11 protein-coding genes are annotated in these 15849 nt (G+C 35.7%); all 11 read right to left on the bottom strand.

What is annotated here, in order from left to right; all coding sequences use genetic code 11:
• Positions 1-109: 109 nt before the first annotated feature.
• The 11 genes from HFD15_RS09720 to HFD15_RS09765 all read right to left on the bottom strand — a co-directional run bounded on the left by HFD15_RS09720 (position 110) and on the right by HFD15_RS09765 (position 15848).
• Positions 110-2104, bottom strand: coding sequence for an alpha-glucuronidase (locus tag HFD15_RS09720; protein WP_167593596.1), 1995 nt, complete (start codon positions 2102-2104; stop codon positions 110-112).
• 28 nt (positions 2105-2132) lie between these two features.
• On the bottom strand, positions 2133-2759 hold the full coding sequence (locus HFD15_RS09725) for a polysaccharide deacetylase family protein (RefSeq protein WP_167593595.1): 627 nt from the start codon (positions 2757-2759) through the stop codon (positions 2133-2135).
• 13 nt (positions 2760-2772) lie between these two features.
• Positions 2773-3906 (bottom strand): glycosyl hydrolase family 8, encoded by a 1134-nt coding sequence (locus HFD15_RS09730; RefSeq protein WP_167593594.1) that lies wholly within the window; start codon positions 3904-3906, stop codon positions 2773-2775.
• 12 nt (positions 3907-3918) lie between these two features.
• Positions 3919-6333 carry a glycosyl hydrolase 115 family protein gene (locus HFD15_RS09735; protein WP_167593593.1) on the bottom strand — a complete coding sequence of 805 codons (2415 nt, stop codon included), beginning with the start codon at positions 6331-6333 and terminating at the stop codon, positions 3919-3921.
• A 22-nt stretch (positions 6334-6355) separates the two neighbouring features.
• On the bottom strand, positions 6356-7054 hold the full coding sequence (locus HFD15_RS09740) for a DUF624 domain-containing protein (protein ID WP_167593592.1): 699 nt from the start codon (positions 7052-7054) through the stop codon (positions 6356-6358).
• A 114-nt stretch (positions 7055-7168) separates the two neighbouring features.
• The gene (locus HFD15_RS14530; RefSeq protein ID WP_255457175.1) at positions 7169-7936 is read right to left on the bottom strand and encodes a hypothetical protein; all 768 of its coding nucleotides are present in this window, start codon (positions 7934-7936) and stop codon (positions 7169-7171) included.
• A gap of 32 nt (positions 7937-7968) precedes the next feature.
• Positions 7969-8805 (bottom strand): extracellular solute-binding protein, encoded by an 837-nt coding sequence (locus HFD15_RS14535; RefSeq protein ID WP_255457176.1) that lies wholly within the window; start codon positions 8803-8805, stop codon positions 7969-7971.
• A gap of 72 nt (positions 8806-8877) precedes the next feature.
• Positions 8878-9741, bottom strand: coding sequence for a carbohydrate ABC transporter permease (locus HFD15_RS09750; RefSeq protein WP_167593591.1), 864 nt, complete (start codon positions 9739-9741; stop codon positions 8878-8880).
• Positions 9742-9751: 10 nt separating this feature from the next.
• Positions 9752-10642 carry a sugar ABC transporter permease gene (locus HFD15_RS09755; RefSeq protein WP_167593590.1) on the bottom strand — a complete coding sequence of 297 codons (891 nt, stop codon included), beginning with the start codon at positions 10640-10642 and terminating at the stop codon, positions 9752-9754.
• Positions 10643-10705: 63 nt separating this feature from the next.
• On the bottom strand, positions 10706-12559 hold the full coding sequence (locus HFD15_RS09760; RefSeq protein WP_167593589.1) for a sialate O-acetylesterase: 1854 nt from the start codon (positions 12557-12559) through the stop codon (positions 10706-10708).
• Between the two features lie 205 nt (positions 12560-12764).
• Complete coding sequence (locus tag HFD15_RS09765) at positions 12765-15848, bottom strand: HsdR family type I site-specific deoxyribonuclease (RefSeq protein WP_167593588.1); 3084 nt, start codon at positions 15846-15848, stop codon at positions 12765-12767.
• Position 15849 lies beyond the last annotated feature (1 nt).

Raw genomic sequence — 15849 nt, forward strand, 5'->3', positions numbered from 1 at the left:
GTTTTTATCTAAATCCATTATATCAGATAAGCAATTTAAAAATGCAGGTAAGATCAATCGTATAAACTAAAAAATAGCTAGTATATGATACTAGCTATTTTTTTTTAAATCATCGATAAATCTCCCGACCTATTTCATCGGGAATACCAGACATTCGATAGAAATATGTATTAACTTGGTCTCGCCAATTTTTGGCATTTTCTAATTGCAACTTCAAACGTTCAAGCACATTATTATATGTCAGCTCATCAATTTCTCCAATTAATGTCTGCCAACTTTTAAGATAAGACTCCACTCGCTCAAAGCCTTCAAAATGCTGGTCATAAATGGTCTGAATTAGTGTTTTCCCATTCTTTAAAAGTTGTCCATATTCGACATAATGGAAAAAAAGTAGAATTTCATCTGGAGTTTGACTTTTATCTTCAAAAATCTTGGCTACTTCCGGGGCATAAAGACTAACATAGCCAGTTCCTGTCGCACTTGTTCGATCTATTCCAAGACCATTGCGGTCAGCAAAATGATAGGCTCCCCAACGATCATATTCATAACCATTGACGGAAGGGCCATAATGATAATGAGGAACCATCATTGAACCCACACCAAGTGGTGCATTGTAGAGTTCATATGTTCGATTAGAATCAATCAGGAGCTCAAAAATTTCTTTTCGTACCTCTTCTTTTACCTCTGGAAAAGTCAACGCAATCCATTCTTGCAAAATCTTAGCTGCTGTTAAATCATTGTTCCAACCCATTCGACCAAAACCATAAAAATTTGCTTGGGCTAATTTGTTGCCACACCAATTTTCATCCATTCCCACGTTACCAATGGCTACGAAACCTGAGTTTGTCGCTATAGGAGAATTTACTTTGATTGTATTCTTTGGCTGACCATAGTTATCAAAATGAATCATTTCCAACCATTGAGGAAGAACATAGTTCAAGTCAATTTGATGTCCTAAATACTCGGCCGTGATTTGAAATTCCATTAATTGATTAGTCTTTTTAAGTGCTCCAAACAAGGGCATCAAAGGTTCTCTCACTCCAAAATCAATAGGACCAAATTTAATCTGTAAAATTACATTGTCCGCAAAATCACCATCAAGAGGCATAAAGTTTTCATAAGCTGCCTTAGCTCGGTCATTCTTACGATTCCGCCAGTCCGTTTGCGAATTATATACAAAAGTTCGCCAAATGACAAGTCCTCCATATTTTTCAAAAGGCTTAGCAAGCATATTGGCTCCGTCCGCATGATTTCGACCATATTGATAAGGACCAGGTTCACCCTCAGAGTCTGCTTTAACAACAAAACCACCAAAATCAGGAATGACATTATAGATATGGTCAATAGTTTGTTGCCACCATGAAGACACTTTTTCATCCAAGGGATCTGACGTTTCTAGTCCACCAATTAATTTTGGTGCTGCCCAATTAATAGCTAAGAAGGTCTTGAGACCAAAAGTCGCAAAAATTCTAGCAATCTCACCTACTTTTTCAATGTAAGGCGAGATAATCAGGTTTGTTCCCAAAGCTCTAACATTCACATTATTTAGTGAAATTGCGTTAATTCCAATGGAAGCAAGAAAGCGAGCGTACATTTCTAAGCGCGTGAAATCATTACGAAAAATATCTGTTCCAATGTCTTTGACAGCAAAGGATCCTGTGTCTGTGTTATCATTTGAACCGAAGCGACCAAAGAAAATAGACTCACCAGCATAACCACGCTCAATAGTACCATCCACTTGGTCCCAGTGATTTATCATCCGCAAAGCTTGATTAGGTGCTGATTTTTCAGATAATTTGGCCCCTGTTAGTTTTAAACGCAAATAAGCATAAAATCCATAAAGCAAACCAACTGACGAAGCACCAATAATCTCATTTTCTCTGATTTCATAAGCTTCTAAATTATCATCCAGATCACTTTTTACTGACAAGACCACTGTTGCTTCTGACTTTTCTCCTGTCAGTTGATAACCTAACCATTCACTGATTTCTGAGCGCAAACGAAGCGTGATTTTATCTTCAAATGTCACATCAACATAAAAAATCTCCTCGGCCAGTCGTTCTTTCAAGACTGAAGACTTCAGCCACATTTCATCAATCGTCATTTTCTCCCTTTCTTATCTAAACTTACGGTCAAATACCTTTAAAACCAACTTTTTCTCGTTTATCCCTTGAGTAGTAGATATAAGCTTCATCATTAAGTTGAGTCCCCAAAAGCTCAGGAAGCGATTTAAAAGTAAACTCCTCTTCTTGTAAGTAATCTAAAATAGCAGACAAAGCAAAAACATCAGCTTCTTGAAAATCATGCATCAAGACAATATCGCCATCTTTAGCATTATGGATAGCTTCAAAACATTTAGCCGGATCACCATGATTCCAACTCATTGTATCCAAAGACCAACAAATTAACGGACGATTAATGAGAGATAAAGTATGAGCATCACAATCCCCAAATGGTGGACGAACAAAATCAAAAGTCATACCTGTCAGTCGGTAAAAGAGGTCATCTGTCCTTTTTATCTCAGACAAAACTTCTTCTTCCGATAAGTCAGCCAAATGAGGATGACTATATGTGTGATTTCCAAAAGTAAAAAGATCATTTTCTACCGCTGCTTTCATAATTTCAGGATAATCTGCCATATGCTCACCCCATATCATGAAAGTTGCTGGAATTTGTCGCTTAATGAGTTCATCATGCACCCAAAGCGTCCTTGCTCCCCAAGGTCCATCATCAAAAGTTAAAGCAATTTCTTTAGTCATTCTCTTTCTCCTTTCATGACCACTCTTTTTGATAATTTCTAGATAAAGCAAGAAGAGCAAAAAGGTAAAGCAGATTATCATAATAACGATATTTCCCTCTTCTAAGTTTCAAATTCCAGAAGTATTTGAGATATTTCAAAGCTAAAGTGGAATCAAACTCATTGGTGACAAGTGAGGCTTGAGCTAAAGTTGACCAAAGACCAATCGGATGATGAACTTTTAGCGGTGGAAAGCCTTCCGCGGTCTGTTCTTCTTTCCTTAAAGGCTGACCATCAATTTTAAAAACAGGAATTTCTTCATCATTTTCAAGATAAGGCTCAAAGAATTTTTGGATATTTACGGCAATCTGACTTTGTCCAATCTCTTCGTGCTCCCAAAGCCAATCTAAGCCAATGTTTGCAACCGTCCGATAAGCATCACTAAAGAAGGTCCAATGACCATCAATATCATAAGGCTTTCCCTCATAATCCGCATATTCTGGTGTCAATCCAGTCGTAGCATTTGCTGATTTGAGCCAAAACTTACGAGCTTCCTCTTCAGCTCTGAGAAAGAAGGCCGAATCTTCTGGATTGCCATATTTGGCATAAAGTTGATAGAATTGAGGTAAATGATAGGAAGGGTCAGTCATATAAAGATGAGCCACAAACTTTATATAAGTATTTTCTGGTTCAAACATAGGATAGCCATCTTGATTCTCCCCTTTATGAACCATCGCATGAAGTAAAGCTCTCGCTTCATCCCCATATTCTTTGATTTTCCATCTCTTTTCAGCCAGTAATAACGCTGCGGCAAAATATTCTTCCCCATCTGGAGCTGGACCATCACTATTAGCTTGGCCATTAGGTGCACAAGACCAGATAAAATATCCCTCATTTTCATGACCTTTAGGCACTGTCATATAGGTTTTCACCCATTTCCATAACCGAGAAAACATTTCTGGTTTGTCCAACTGCAAAGCAATCATCATCCCATAAGACATTCCTTCCGTTCTGACATCATCATTGCCTGTATCAACAATATATGCCATATCATCTTCTTCAAAATAGATGCGTTCAGGAGAATTTTGGCCAAACAGCGTTTCAAAGACATGCTTTAGTTTCTTGTCGATTTCTTCTTTTGGTGCAATTTTTAGTAATAAGTTTTCCATGTCAGCCTTTCTCTAAATCAACCAAGTATTAATAAAATCAGAATGATTTCTTCCCAAATAAGTTTCTTTTATCTCTCCAAAATGAAGTACAATTTTTTGCAAAATCACATCTGGTGTTTTAGCATAAAATAGCAAGCGATGTTTACCTTGTTCTAACTTAGTAACTGTCAAACTTCTGATGATTCGTTCAGCTTGCCAATTTCCTAATTCTCCTTTGTAAATTCCATTAAAATTGACTTCTATTTCTGCCTCACCATCAATTTGATAACCATAAACTAACCCGCTATTATTCCAATTCAAACTTGGTGAGAGAAAAACCTCAACTTGAAATTCTCCAGAAGAAACAGTCTCAAAATCATAGCAAACAAAATCATTGTTACTTGGAATAATGGTATTAGGTAGAGTGGTAATCGCTGAGACAGTTTTTCCCATATCAGCTATCTCTGTCCAGACAACTTCTCCTTGAGATTTTTCATTAAAGTCGCCTGCTTCAATAACTATTGATTGGTCTACTTCTTTTGAGATGTTTATTTCTGATTTAAGATGACGAATCTCTGGCATGATTTGATACTCGGGTTCTTGCCAGTCATGATATCCAATATGAGTTTGACTCATCATATGCTCCCATTTCCCATCATTCAAAGAATGATAATGTGAAGTTAATTCAGTATCTCTTTTAAAACACCACTCTACTTTATCCGCGGCTTGGTTGACTATTGTTGCATTCTCAGATTTCCAGTTTATGGCTTGAGCATAATACATTTCATAAAGATTAGCAGTTGCGACAAGCGGATAATAGATTAATAGTTCATAGACTTGCCGATATTTCTCTGGCATTAATACATAAAGCTCCCCGGCTTGATTAGACAAATCTCGATAATGTGCAAGAACTCGCTCAAACTCATGATCGTTATCTAAACTAAATGTATCTTTATCAAGCAATTCAGGGCTTACACTCATATTTAATTTACTATAAGTTGCAAGAAGCTTACTTGCATCCTCAGTATAATTTTCTCCTAATTGTTTTCCTACCCAGTTTTTAGTGTAGCTTTCCATTTCCTCAAGTGATTGCTCAGAATTCCACGCTAAGTCCATAAAATAAGAAAGGGGGTATTCTTGACCTTTCAAATCTCCAACATTTACTACCCAAAGTTTTCTAACTCCATAGTTATAAGCTAATGTCATTTGTTCCCAGGTTCTTTGAATCTGAGAAACATTAATCCATTTACTATTTCGTGGACCACCTACATAATCATAATGATAATAAATTCCGTAGCCACCTTTTCTATCTCGGTTTTCTAGACTTGGAAGCTTCCGAAGATTTCCCCAATTATCATCGCATAAAAGTAAAGTTACATCATCCGGCACGCGCATTCCTTTATCATAATAATCTTGAACTTCCTTATAAAGTGCCCAAATCTGTGGTGTCTCTTTAGCGGAACGTCCTGTCACTTCGGAAATAATTTTCCTTTGCTTATCTATAATTTGCTCTAAAAGAGTAATATTTTCTCCCTCCCTCATCGCTTCATCACCATTGCCACGCATTCCAAGTGTGAAAATATCTTCTGTCTGATAGGAACGCTCAATTCCTTTACGAAAATATTTATCCAAACCATCTTGATTATTTTCGTAATCCCATTCTCCATTACCATATTGTTCATGATTCCGAATCCATTCTTGATGATTACGTCCCATAGGTTCATGGTGTGATGTCCCGACAATTACTCCCATTTCTTGAGCTAATTTTGAATTTTCAGGATCATCAGCATAAAAAGCTGATCCCCACATGGCAGGCCAAATAAAATTCCCTTTTAAACGAAGTAATAAATCCAATAATTTTTCATAATAAAGGTGATTAAAGGAATTCATTTTTTCACCCTTTTCATTCATTAAATGTCCAAAATGTTTAGTTGCCCAATTTCCTGCTGCCGGCCATTCATCATTAATAAAAAAACCACGTTTTTCTACTTTGGGAGCATCGATCAAAAAGAATGACTCATTTAGATAAATTTTTGATTGTTTCTTAATCGGCACATCCATCCAGTAATGCCACGGAGAAACACCAATCTGACTTAAAAATTCATAAATTGCATAAATCGTTCCTCTTCTATCACTCCCAATCAGCTGAAGTTGTCCTTCAAAAACGGTGATAATATATTGCTCTTTTTTATTTAGAGCCTCTCTTAAAAGCTCATAATTTTTTTGTGATTTTGCTAATGAAGTATCAATCGTTGAAACGATAATCTTAGAATTTTTGCTATCAGTTGCAAGAATTGCTTCATTATCTAAAACATTTGCCAAATCATTTTTTAAATTTATTAAAGCATGCTTAGTTATTGCTTCATCGTCTTTTCTGTCGTATCCGATTTTTACAACGCCACTAATAAACATTGAAGTTGGTTTTTTACTAATTAATTGATTTACCATAAATAAAAATTTCTCCCAGTTTTTATAGTTCCGTGTTACTCTTGCCTTCCTGAGTATAATTTTTCCAAACCCAGTCCAACATTTTGCTCAATTCATGGCAGATAAGATAAATATATGTGCTGGTTAAAACAAAAATCAGAAAGCCACTCACAAAAAACATAATTCCTAATAATCCTAGACTTAAAATAATCACTTTAATTACTGAACTTGGAAAAGTCATTGACCAAACCATACTTATTTTAAACATATCCCGTATTCTAAATTTGAATTTAATATTAATCAACCCAACAAAAACAGTAAATACTAATAAAACAAGGAGCAATAAGATAAAGAACCAAGAAAATATAGGTGTCGAAGACTTTTGCATTGAAGCAATATCAATCAAAATAATTGAAGTAGCAAAAATGACTGGAATTCCAATTTTTAAAGCATCTAAAAATAACTTTCTATATTGTTTCCAAAAATATATCCCTAAATGTTTTACATCCTGGCTTTCTAAAATATAAAGTGTTGATGAGCTCAAGGCTGCTAAGGCTGGCACTGCTAGAAAAAATAAAGGAGTCATAAAAATGAAATTATTTATCTCGTATCTAACAAACAAAAATGAGACTAATATCGGAAAAATACAAATGATGAACATTAACTGTAAAAATATAATATGTCCAATTTGTCCAGCGAGTTTATAATAAATTGATTCAGTAACATCTTTTTTAGGATTCATTTTTTCCTCTTTATTTAGAACTTTTTAAAACAACCTTTAAATCAACTTTTTTAAAGGCTGTCTTAAAAAATTAAGCCATTGATGTTTCCTTTTGGCTTAATTATCTAATAATACTTATTTTGCTGCTTTATAGGCTTTGTTAACCATATCAATGAGTTTGGATGAATTCTTCGCTTGCACTTCTTTCACATAAGAACTCCATTGTGACATTGGACGTTGTCCACTGACAAAAGCTTGTGTTTGTGCTGTAACAAAGTCTTTCAATGGTGTATCAAGTAAAGAAAATTGTTCAAGGTCTGTTGAACTCATTCGATAAACAGGTGCTGGTGAAACTATTTTTGCTTTCTTATCCATTGCTTGTGAAAATTCTTTAGTCACATCATTATATTGAGAGTAAATCAAAGCTTTTGAACCGGAACCAACAGCATAGAAGACGCCATTACGGAAACCGAAATCTTTTTGAAGGTCTTTTGTACCACTTGGATTTAAACCTAAAGTATTGACATCTTTTGCTAAAGTATAAGTATCACCAGATTTAGTGTAAGTTGTGCCTTCAACACCCCAACGAGCAAAGGTTTGGCCTGAGTCTGAATAGAGTAACCAGTCAATGAATTGAAGAGTCGCAAGGAAATGGTCACTATCTTTCAATTTAGAAGATAACATCATACCAGCAACGGCCGCAATCCGATTATCTTGGACCATCAAACCATCTTCCCCAGCAGGGACAGTCATCATTGCTACTTTTTCATCTGGGTGTTTTGCTTGTAAGTTCTTTTGTAAAGTCGTGTATTCAGAGCCATTTGTTCCGATGACAAAAGATTGTCCATTAATAAACTTCGCTGTTGCTGTATCATCTGTTTGAGTTAAAGATTCTTTATCCATTAATCCCTTTTGGACTAAATTACTATAATAACTTATAAATTTTTTATACTCAGGAGTTGTACAGTAAAGACAAATTTGTTATCTCCCTTATCATAAGTTGCATTTGAATATCCCCAACCAGCACTGGTATTAAATTGTGGTGCAACAATATTTGGAATAGCATTAAACTGCCAACGATCTGAATATGGTGTGACACTTGGATATTTTTCTTTAAGTGTTTCAAGAGCTTTTGTAAATTCATCTAAAGTTGTTGGAGCTTTGATACCAGCCTTTTCAAAGATATCTGAACGATAGGCAAAAGTATAATCATAAGTTGGAACTTCACCAATTTGAGGCAAGATATAAACTTTTCCGTCTTTTTGCTTGTGAGAATTGAACAAGTCTGTCAATTTCCATTCTTTCAAACGTGCAGAAAGATTAGGCATATATTTTAGATAATCTGAAATAGGTAGAATTTGTCCACCAGCTACGAACTGTGTTTCTTCACCAGGTGCAACCGCTGTGACAATATCTGGGGTTTGACCTGCTGCAATCAAAGTCGAACGTTTTTGTGGGTAATCAGATAAAGGAATATCTGTTCTTTTGAAAGTGACGTTTTGATTTTTTTCAAGTTCAGACCACAACATCCAACTGTTTTTAACTGGATAATTAGGTGAATCTCTATACATCATTGAAAGGTTTAATGCTGAAGTTGCTTTAAAAGTTTCATCAGCCTTGAAGTCTTTCATATAACCTTTTTGGCTCGACATATTAATTGAACCATCTTTTTTTGCATCTGATGTTGATTTACCGTTAGATGAACAGCCAACCAACATCACTGAAGCGCCAATCACTGCCGCTCCAACCAATAAATTTTTCCAAGATTTCATTCTTGTGCTCCTTAAGTATTTATATAATCTGAACTAAAACTTCATAGTCCTAATTCAAGAAACTAACTAAATTTATCCCTTAACAGAACCAATCATGATTCCATTAACAAAGTATTTTTGACAAAATGGATAGACAACAAGTACAGGTAATACAGTTAAGACCATAGTTACTGCTTTAATATTTGAGCTCACCTGACTCTGTTCATCCGCACTTTGCGCCTCGGCACCCGTTGCCCCTTTGACCAGATTTCGTAAATAAACCGAAACAGGGAAGAGATTTTTATTGTCCATGTAGAGGAAAGCACCGAACCAAGCATTCCATGCTCCAACTGCGTAGAATAAAACCATGGTTGCCAATATTGGTTTGGATAATGGCAAGATGATTCGCATTAAAATTTGAAATGGAGTTGCTCCATCAATAATCGCTGCTTCTTCTAAGGCATCTGGCATTGATTCAAAGAAAGACTTCATAATCAACATATTGAAAATGGATAATGCTCCTGGTACTGTGACCGCCCACATCGTATTCATCCACCCTAATGATTTAATCAATAAGTAGTTTGGAATCAATCCTCCAGCAAAAAACATAGTAAATACAGACAACCCAATGAAAAATTTACGTCCTGGTAGATACTTCTTTGACGTGACATAAGCAAGTGTCGTTGTTAAAAATAGGGAAATTGCTGTTCCTACAACCGTATAAATAATTGTATTTTTATAATTAATCCAGAAAATGGGATCATTCATAACGTACTTATAGGTTTCTAAATTGAAACCAACGGGTGTTAAAACAACATTTCCTGCTGTAATTGCATTTTCGCTTGAAAATGATTGGACGACAACATTCCAAAAAGGATAAACTGTTGCAATGACAATCAATATCAGAACAATTGCATTAATCACTTTAAAAACTTTATAACCGATACTATCTTTCATTTTATCCTCCTTACCATAGTGAAGTTTTGGTAATCTTCGCAGAAATTCTGTTAGAACCTAATACTAGAACCAAACCAATAATTGCTTCAAAAATTCCAATCGCTGTCGCATAAGAAAAGTTTGATGACAGAATACCTACGCGATAAAGATAAGTAGAAACAACATCTCCTGTTGAGTAAACTAAAGGGTTTTGGAGGAGGAGAACTTTTTCAAAGCCAACTCCTAAAATAGAACCAACATTTAAAACGAGCATCGTAATAATTGTAGGTAAAATTCCAGGAAGTGTGACATGAAGCATTTGTTGCCAACGATTAGCTCCATCCATTTTAGCTGCTTCATAGAGCGTATCATCAATATTTGTCAAAGCTGCCAAATACAGAATTGAACCCCAACCTAAAGTTTGCCAAACTTGCGAAATGACATAAATCGGTTGGAACCATTTTGGATCTTGCATAAAGAGAATACGACTTCCACCAAAGAAATGAATGGCATTATTAATAAAACCACTGCTTGACGTAAAATCTAAAATCATCCCCGCAATAATAACAATTGATAAGAAATAAGGAAGATAGGAGGCTGTTTGAATGAACTTTTTAAAGATTCTATTTTTAACTTCATTTAACAAGAGGGCAAAGATAATAGGTAAAGGAAAAGTAAAAATCAATGTCCAAATTCCAATAGAGAGTGTATTAAGAAAAACTTGCCAAAAAGTTGCATCTCCAATAAACATCTGGAAATATCTGAGTCCAACCCAATCCTGTCCCAAGACAGAACCTCCCGGTAAGTAAGTTCTAAAAGCAATCACATTTCCTATCATCGGAATATAGCGAAAAACTAGAAGGTAGACTGTTGGTATAGCTACAATTAAATATAGCTGCCAATATTTTTTAATAGATTTCATATTAAAAATTTTCTTTCTAAAATGAACTGATTTTTTTCAGTGCATTTGTATATTTGTTTTGCTTTAACTGATTTTGAGTTTGAATGGAGCTGCTGCTCTACCATCATCATCAGTAATTAACACTTGAGGATCATTAGACCAATTATAAGTAATATCTGAACCTATCAACTCTAACCCATCAGGTAGAATAATTTTTATCTGATTACCTAGCAGCTCAACATTTGATAATTTCTCTATTCCCCTATTTCTGGATATTTCAAAAAATATATGATTTCTCAACTTTAACTTTTTCCCATAAGTTTGAAAAGAAACAAATAGGTTATTTCCAACTTGATCTACCCTCGTGGCGTGTGGTCCGCTACAGTAACCCCAAATATGTCTATTATTTATCTGTTTATAGCATTGATAAATTTTTTCAGAGATTACCTTCTTATTTGTTGGGTGTAAATCATCTGACTCACCATCTCCAATACTTACAACCATTCCTGTATAATTCAAATCTAAAGCTTTAGTTTGCTCCTCACGCAACTCAGCCCAATTCTTACCTCCAAATTTTTCATTACAATTTGGAAGTTGGACAAAAATAAATAGAAGTTTTTGGTTATTGAAAATTTCTCGCCATTCTTGTATTAATTTACTAAATTTCATTCCATAGCTACTATATTCATGTGAATCGCTTTCTCCTTGATACCAAAAAATTCCTGAAATTTTTAATTTTGATAATGGAGAAATCATTCCATTAAAAAGGCCTGCCGGTTCATATTGAGGAAAATATTGTGCTTTTCGTTCAGGAAAATAACTGGCTCGTTTAATTTTCCATCCCTCTGAATCATCAAGATTTATTATTTCTCCTTCTGTACTAATAATATGTTCTTTAGTTTGTGTGACACCTCCCTGTAGTTGATAAATTTTTAATCGAATAGCTATAGTTAATACTTCTGATAAATTTTCTATTTCATATATTCTTGGAGGGTACTGATAATCTATTCCTCCAACTTTTTGACCATTAACAAATGTTTCATCTGCATCAATCATTGTACCTAGATTTAATAGAGCCTTTTTACCAATCAGATGAGTTGGAACGTTAAATTGCTTTCTTAACCAGACGGAACCTGGATTTTGATAATGTTGTGGCCAACTTTTATTCAAGTAAACCCTACTCCAATCTTCATCGTTGAAATCACTATTTTGCCAATTTTCTTCAACTCCAATATCATTCATTTCAAATAGCTTTTGATAGTTTTCTTGATATCTTTCATCTGATTTTTTAAGTTTTTCATGATAATCGGTATTTTTTAACTCAGTATAGTAATCAGGAAGTAAGTTAAGTTCTCTCAAAACTTCTTGGTTCAACCAAGCATTGATTGGACTTCCTCCCACTGCTGTACAGATGATTCCAACTGGCACTTGGTCTTCTTCATATTTTTGTTTAGCAAAAAAATATCCTATCCCTGACAAATTCTTTAAATCTTCGCCAACTGCTCTTTTCCATTGTCCTGATGTTAATTCTGCTTTAATGTTATCAAAAGAAGGCTCTTGTGGCACCTCAAAATAGCGAATCCAAGGATTTCTGGCTTGTTCTATCTCATCAGGATAGCGTGTTTTGAGACGTTCCATCCAAAGTTGCATATTGGATTGACCACCAAGCAGGAACACATCACCAAAACAGATATCTTTGAGAATAATTTCTACATCAACAGTTGAAATTTTGAAGTCAATGCTCTCACTTGTTTCGTGTGTTGGAAGAATAAAATTGAATAAACCTTTTTCATCAGATTTAGTTTTTAAAATTATCTCTTCATACGACAATATGACTTCCTGTTCTGAACCCGTATATCCCCAGAAATGGTTCCTTTGATTTCTTTGTAAGATTACGCCATCTCTTAGAATATATGGAATAAAGATAGATGATTTCATGGTTAATCTCTTTCGTTTGTTACAAAACTTATATACAAGTTTTTATCTAAAAATAAATATAGCGCTTTCACGTTTTGCTTTTCTGATTTTTTCTTGCGATGTGAACTAGGAAATGTTGTGTTTAGGGTTTTTAGTGAAAGGAACATAAAAATAAAAAAAAGGACAAAAGAATTATTTCTCCTGTCCTTTTTCGTATTTATTCTTTTTATGATAATCGACTTTTTATTTTATACATCCAGTTAGGGAGGGCTTTTCCTAACTCAATAATGTGTTTTAGCCGACCTTTATTCTCTTTATTTAGAGCGATTTCATGGTTAACGCTAGTATTTATTTCTTCAATGTAAGGAATGATTTCTGGCTGACTATCGGAATACAAATTTACAGACCTATTAAGAGTATCAATATCTTGAATTCCCCAATAATCCGCGAATTTTTCTATCTCTACTTGGAGCTTCTCTTTTTTCCAGTTATCGAACGCCTCATCAAAGTTGATTCTTGAAGATAGATGTCCTGTAAAAAGCTCATCTTCTACAAACTCACGGAGTAAATCAGCAGTTACTGCCTCCCCCATGTTACTAAGTTCTTGAATCTGCTCAAAAATAATCCGTTTTGTTCCCTCATCAACTGTCTGAATTCCATCTGTAGAACCTACTCTTGCACCGATTAAACTTAAGATATGAGCAGCATCAATTACTTGAGTATTGGTCAGCTTCGTCTTACCTTGAAGTTGTTTTATGGTCTGAGGTCCGGGTCCTTCTGGTCTAGGAAAAAGGTTTTTATAGGCACCGATATACTGAAGCCAAGTATGCTCAGTCATGCCAAAAGTTTCATCATTCCACTGATATTCATAATATTGTTGCACTAAATTCATCTGGTCGCTTGCTGCAAAGAAAGCTATCTTAAACTCTTCTTTCTTATCGTCATCATCTTTTATTTCAGCCCACTCCGATGGTTTTGATAAGGTCAATACCAACTCACCGAGCAATTTCTTCAACTTAATCACTGCGACCTCATAATGGTCAACGATTACCCGACTGCTTTTACCGCCACTGCCATAAAGTTTTAGGGCATCATTTACAATTTCTTCGGTAATCCTTGGGTACTGAAAGTTAATAATCGTTCCGAATTCCTTAGTCGCTCCAAATACTCGGTTCGTTCTCGAGTAAGCTTGAATCAGTCCTTGCAACATCAAAGGGCGATCTACATATAATGTATTTAAGCGTTTAGAGTCATAGCCCGTTAAAAGCTGGTCTGCTACAATTACGAGGTCAATATTCTTAGGATTTCGTCCGCTCCCGCCACGTGTTGCACGCTCAACCACATCTTCAAAGTAGGCATCTTCTCCATGTTTCTTGTCACCAGCTATATATTCAATACCCGTATATTGGCTATAATCCTTAAACATCATCGCCGCTTCTTTTGGTGCTGGATTTTCTGGATCATTTTCGTTGCCAAAGCTGAAAGTCATGGCAATATTAAGACTTTCATCACGCTCAATCAACTGTTTTTTAAATTCTTTATAATAGGCAATGACACGCTTTTTACGAGCAACTGTCAAAATCGCATTAAATTCACGATTTTGGGATTGACTTTCCCAATTCTCTAAAATCTCTGTCACTACACGTGGAATATGCGTTTCATCTTGATAGATCAAGACTTCCTGCTTAGCTGCTTCTTTTTCCACTTCTAGCTCGGACATCACTGCATATTTACGTTCAAGCTCTTTTTTATTGACATCTGGATTTTCTATTAAAGCTTTATCCTGCAATTCTTCACGCAAATCTTCATAACTCTTGAATTCACCCGTATTGATGTAATCCACATGGAATCCTAAGACGTTCCCATCAGAAATCGCTTGGTCTATCGTATATTGATGAAGTTCAGGCCCAAATAGTTTTTCAGTCGTATTGATGAGTTCACTCTTTTTATTGATTTTGCCTTTGACCTTATTTTCATCAAAGAGGGGTGTCCCTGTGAAGCCATAGAACAAACCATTTTTTCTGAAATAGTCTTTGATATTTCCCATCATTTGTCCCATGGTTGTACGGTGGGCTTCATCGATGATAAAAACAAAGCGTTTCTCTGAAAGACTATAGTCTTGATTCTTTTTCAGATCATCAATCAGATTATTAAGCTTAAAAGTAGTTGTTACGACAATGCCATTTTTTACATTCCCGAGTTTCTTCTTCAATTGATAAGTTGAGCGGGCATCATCGACATCTATCGGTTCATAGGCAGCGTATGCTTTGAAATTTTCCCCTGTACGACTATCTAACTCTCTTCTGTCAACGAGGAAAATCACTTTATCAAAACCCGCTCTTGTAGATAAGAATAGAGCTGTCTTAAAGCTGGTGATTGTTTTCCCTGAACCAGTGGTATGCCAAACAAAGCCACCATGTGGAATCTTTTCGTCATTATCCCAACCAAAGGCTGCCCCTTCTATGGATTGAAGAGCATAAACTTGATAAGGGCGCATGAGCATGTGCCTACGGTTCTCCTCTTCCTTGGCTTCATCAATCACCAAGTAATCCCCCACCATTTGGTGCGCCATTGGAATCATTAAAAAGTGTTCTATCACCTTTTTCCAGTCATTAATGCGCTTATTATCTCTGTCTGACCAGTGAAAGACAAAGGCGGGATTGAAGTCATTGACAGTTTTGGGCGTGGCAAAATATCGCGTTTCGATTTCTGTCGTAACCACCATCATCTGTGAAAAGGCCATGAAGTTATTGGTATATTCACCATCACGATAATAGCGCTGGAATTGTCCAAAAGCTTCATCAATCGACTTGTCTGTCCGCTTTTGCTCGATATTTATCAGTGGCAAGCCATTGATTAAAAGTACAATATCAAAGCGATTGTCATTAGGCGTCTCCACTTCACGCGCCACCTGATAGCTTGATTCTCCGCCACGTACCTCTGCTTTTTTAAAGATGGTTAACGTGATTTGCTTGCGAGTGACTTGCGGATGGCTATCTCGATAAATTCCGTCAATCTTACCTTTTCCTTCCTCCATCGCCAGCACTTTAGCTGCCTCGTAGGAGTTGCTAATCTGTCCAACTTTTGACAGCACTTGAGCAAACTCCCCATCTGTCAAAGAAATCCCCTCAAGTTGGTCATTATTCAAGCGATTGAGCTCACTCCGCCAATTATCAATGAGGCTTTGAACCGTAACTTTTTGCTTGTTACCATTCAAAAAGTCAGGTGTTTGCCATTTAAACTTTGCCAGTTCAGCTACAAAGTTCTCTTGATAGGCTTTTTCACTCGCATCTTTAGGTGCATTACTCACA

Source organism: Lactococcus sp. EKM203L (assembly GCF_011800585.1).
GTDB lineage: Bacteria > Bacillota > Bacilli > Lactobacillales > Streptococcaceae > Lactococcus > Lactococcus lactis.

Bases quoted from the DNA above. Each gene is read 5' to 3' on its own strand.
- HFD15_RS09720 (WP_167593596.1), bottom strand. From the start codon at position 2,104: ATGACGATTGATGAAATGTGGCTGAAGTCTTCAGTCTTGAAAGAACGA.
- HFD15_RS09725 (WP_167593595.1), bottom strand. From the start codon at position 2,759: ATGACTAAAGAAATTGCTTTAACTTTTGATGATGGACCTTGGGGAGCA.
- HFD15_RS09730 (WP_167593594.1), bottom strand. From the start codon at position 3,906: ATGGAAAACTTATTACTAAAAATTGCACCAAAAGAAGAAATCGACAAG.
- HFD15_RS09735 (WP_167593593.1), bottom strand. From the start codon at position 6,333: ATGGTAAATCAATTAATTAGTAAAAAACCAACTTCAATGTTTATTAGT.
- HFD15_RS09740 (WP_167593592.1), bottom strand. From the start codon at position 7,054: ATGAATCCTAAAAAAGATGTTACTGAATCAATTTATTATAAACTCGCT.
- HFD15_RS14530 (WP_255457175.1), bottom strand. From the start codon at position 7,936: ATGGATAAAGAATCTTTAACTCAAACAGATGATACAGCAACAGCGAAG.
- HFD15_RS14535 (WP_255457176.1), bottom strand. From the start codon at position 8,805: ATGAAATCTTGGAAAAATTTATTGGTTGGAGCGGCAGTGATTGGCGCT.
- HFD15_RS09750 (WP_167593591.1), bottom strand. From the start codon at position 9,741: ATGAAAGATAGTATCGGTTATAAAGTTTTTAAAGTGATTAATGCAATT.
- HFD15_RS09755 (WP_167593590.1), bottom strand. From the start codon at position 10,642: ATGAAATCTATTAAAAAATATTGGCAGCTATATTTAATTGTAGCTATA.
- HFD15_RS09760 (WP_167593589.1), bottom strand. From the start codon at position 12,559: ATGAAATCATCTATCTTTATTCCATATATTCTAAGAGATGGCGTAATC.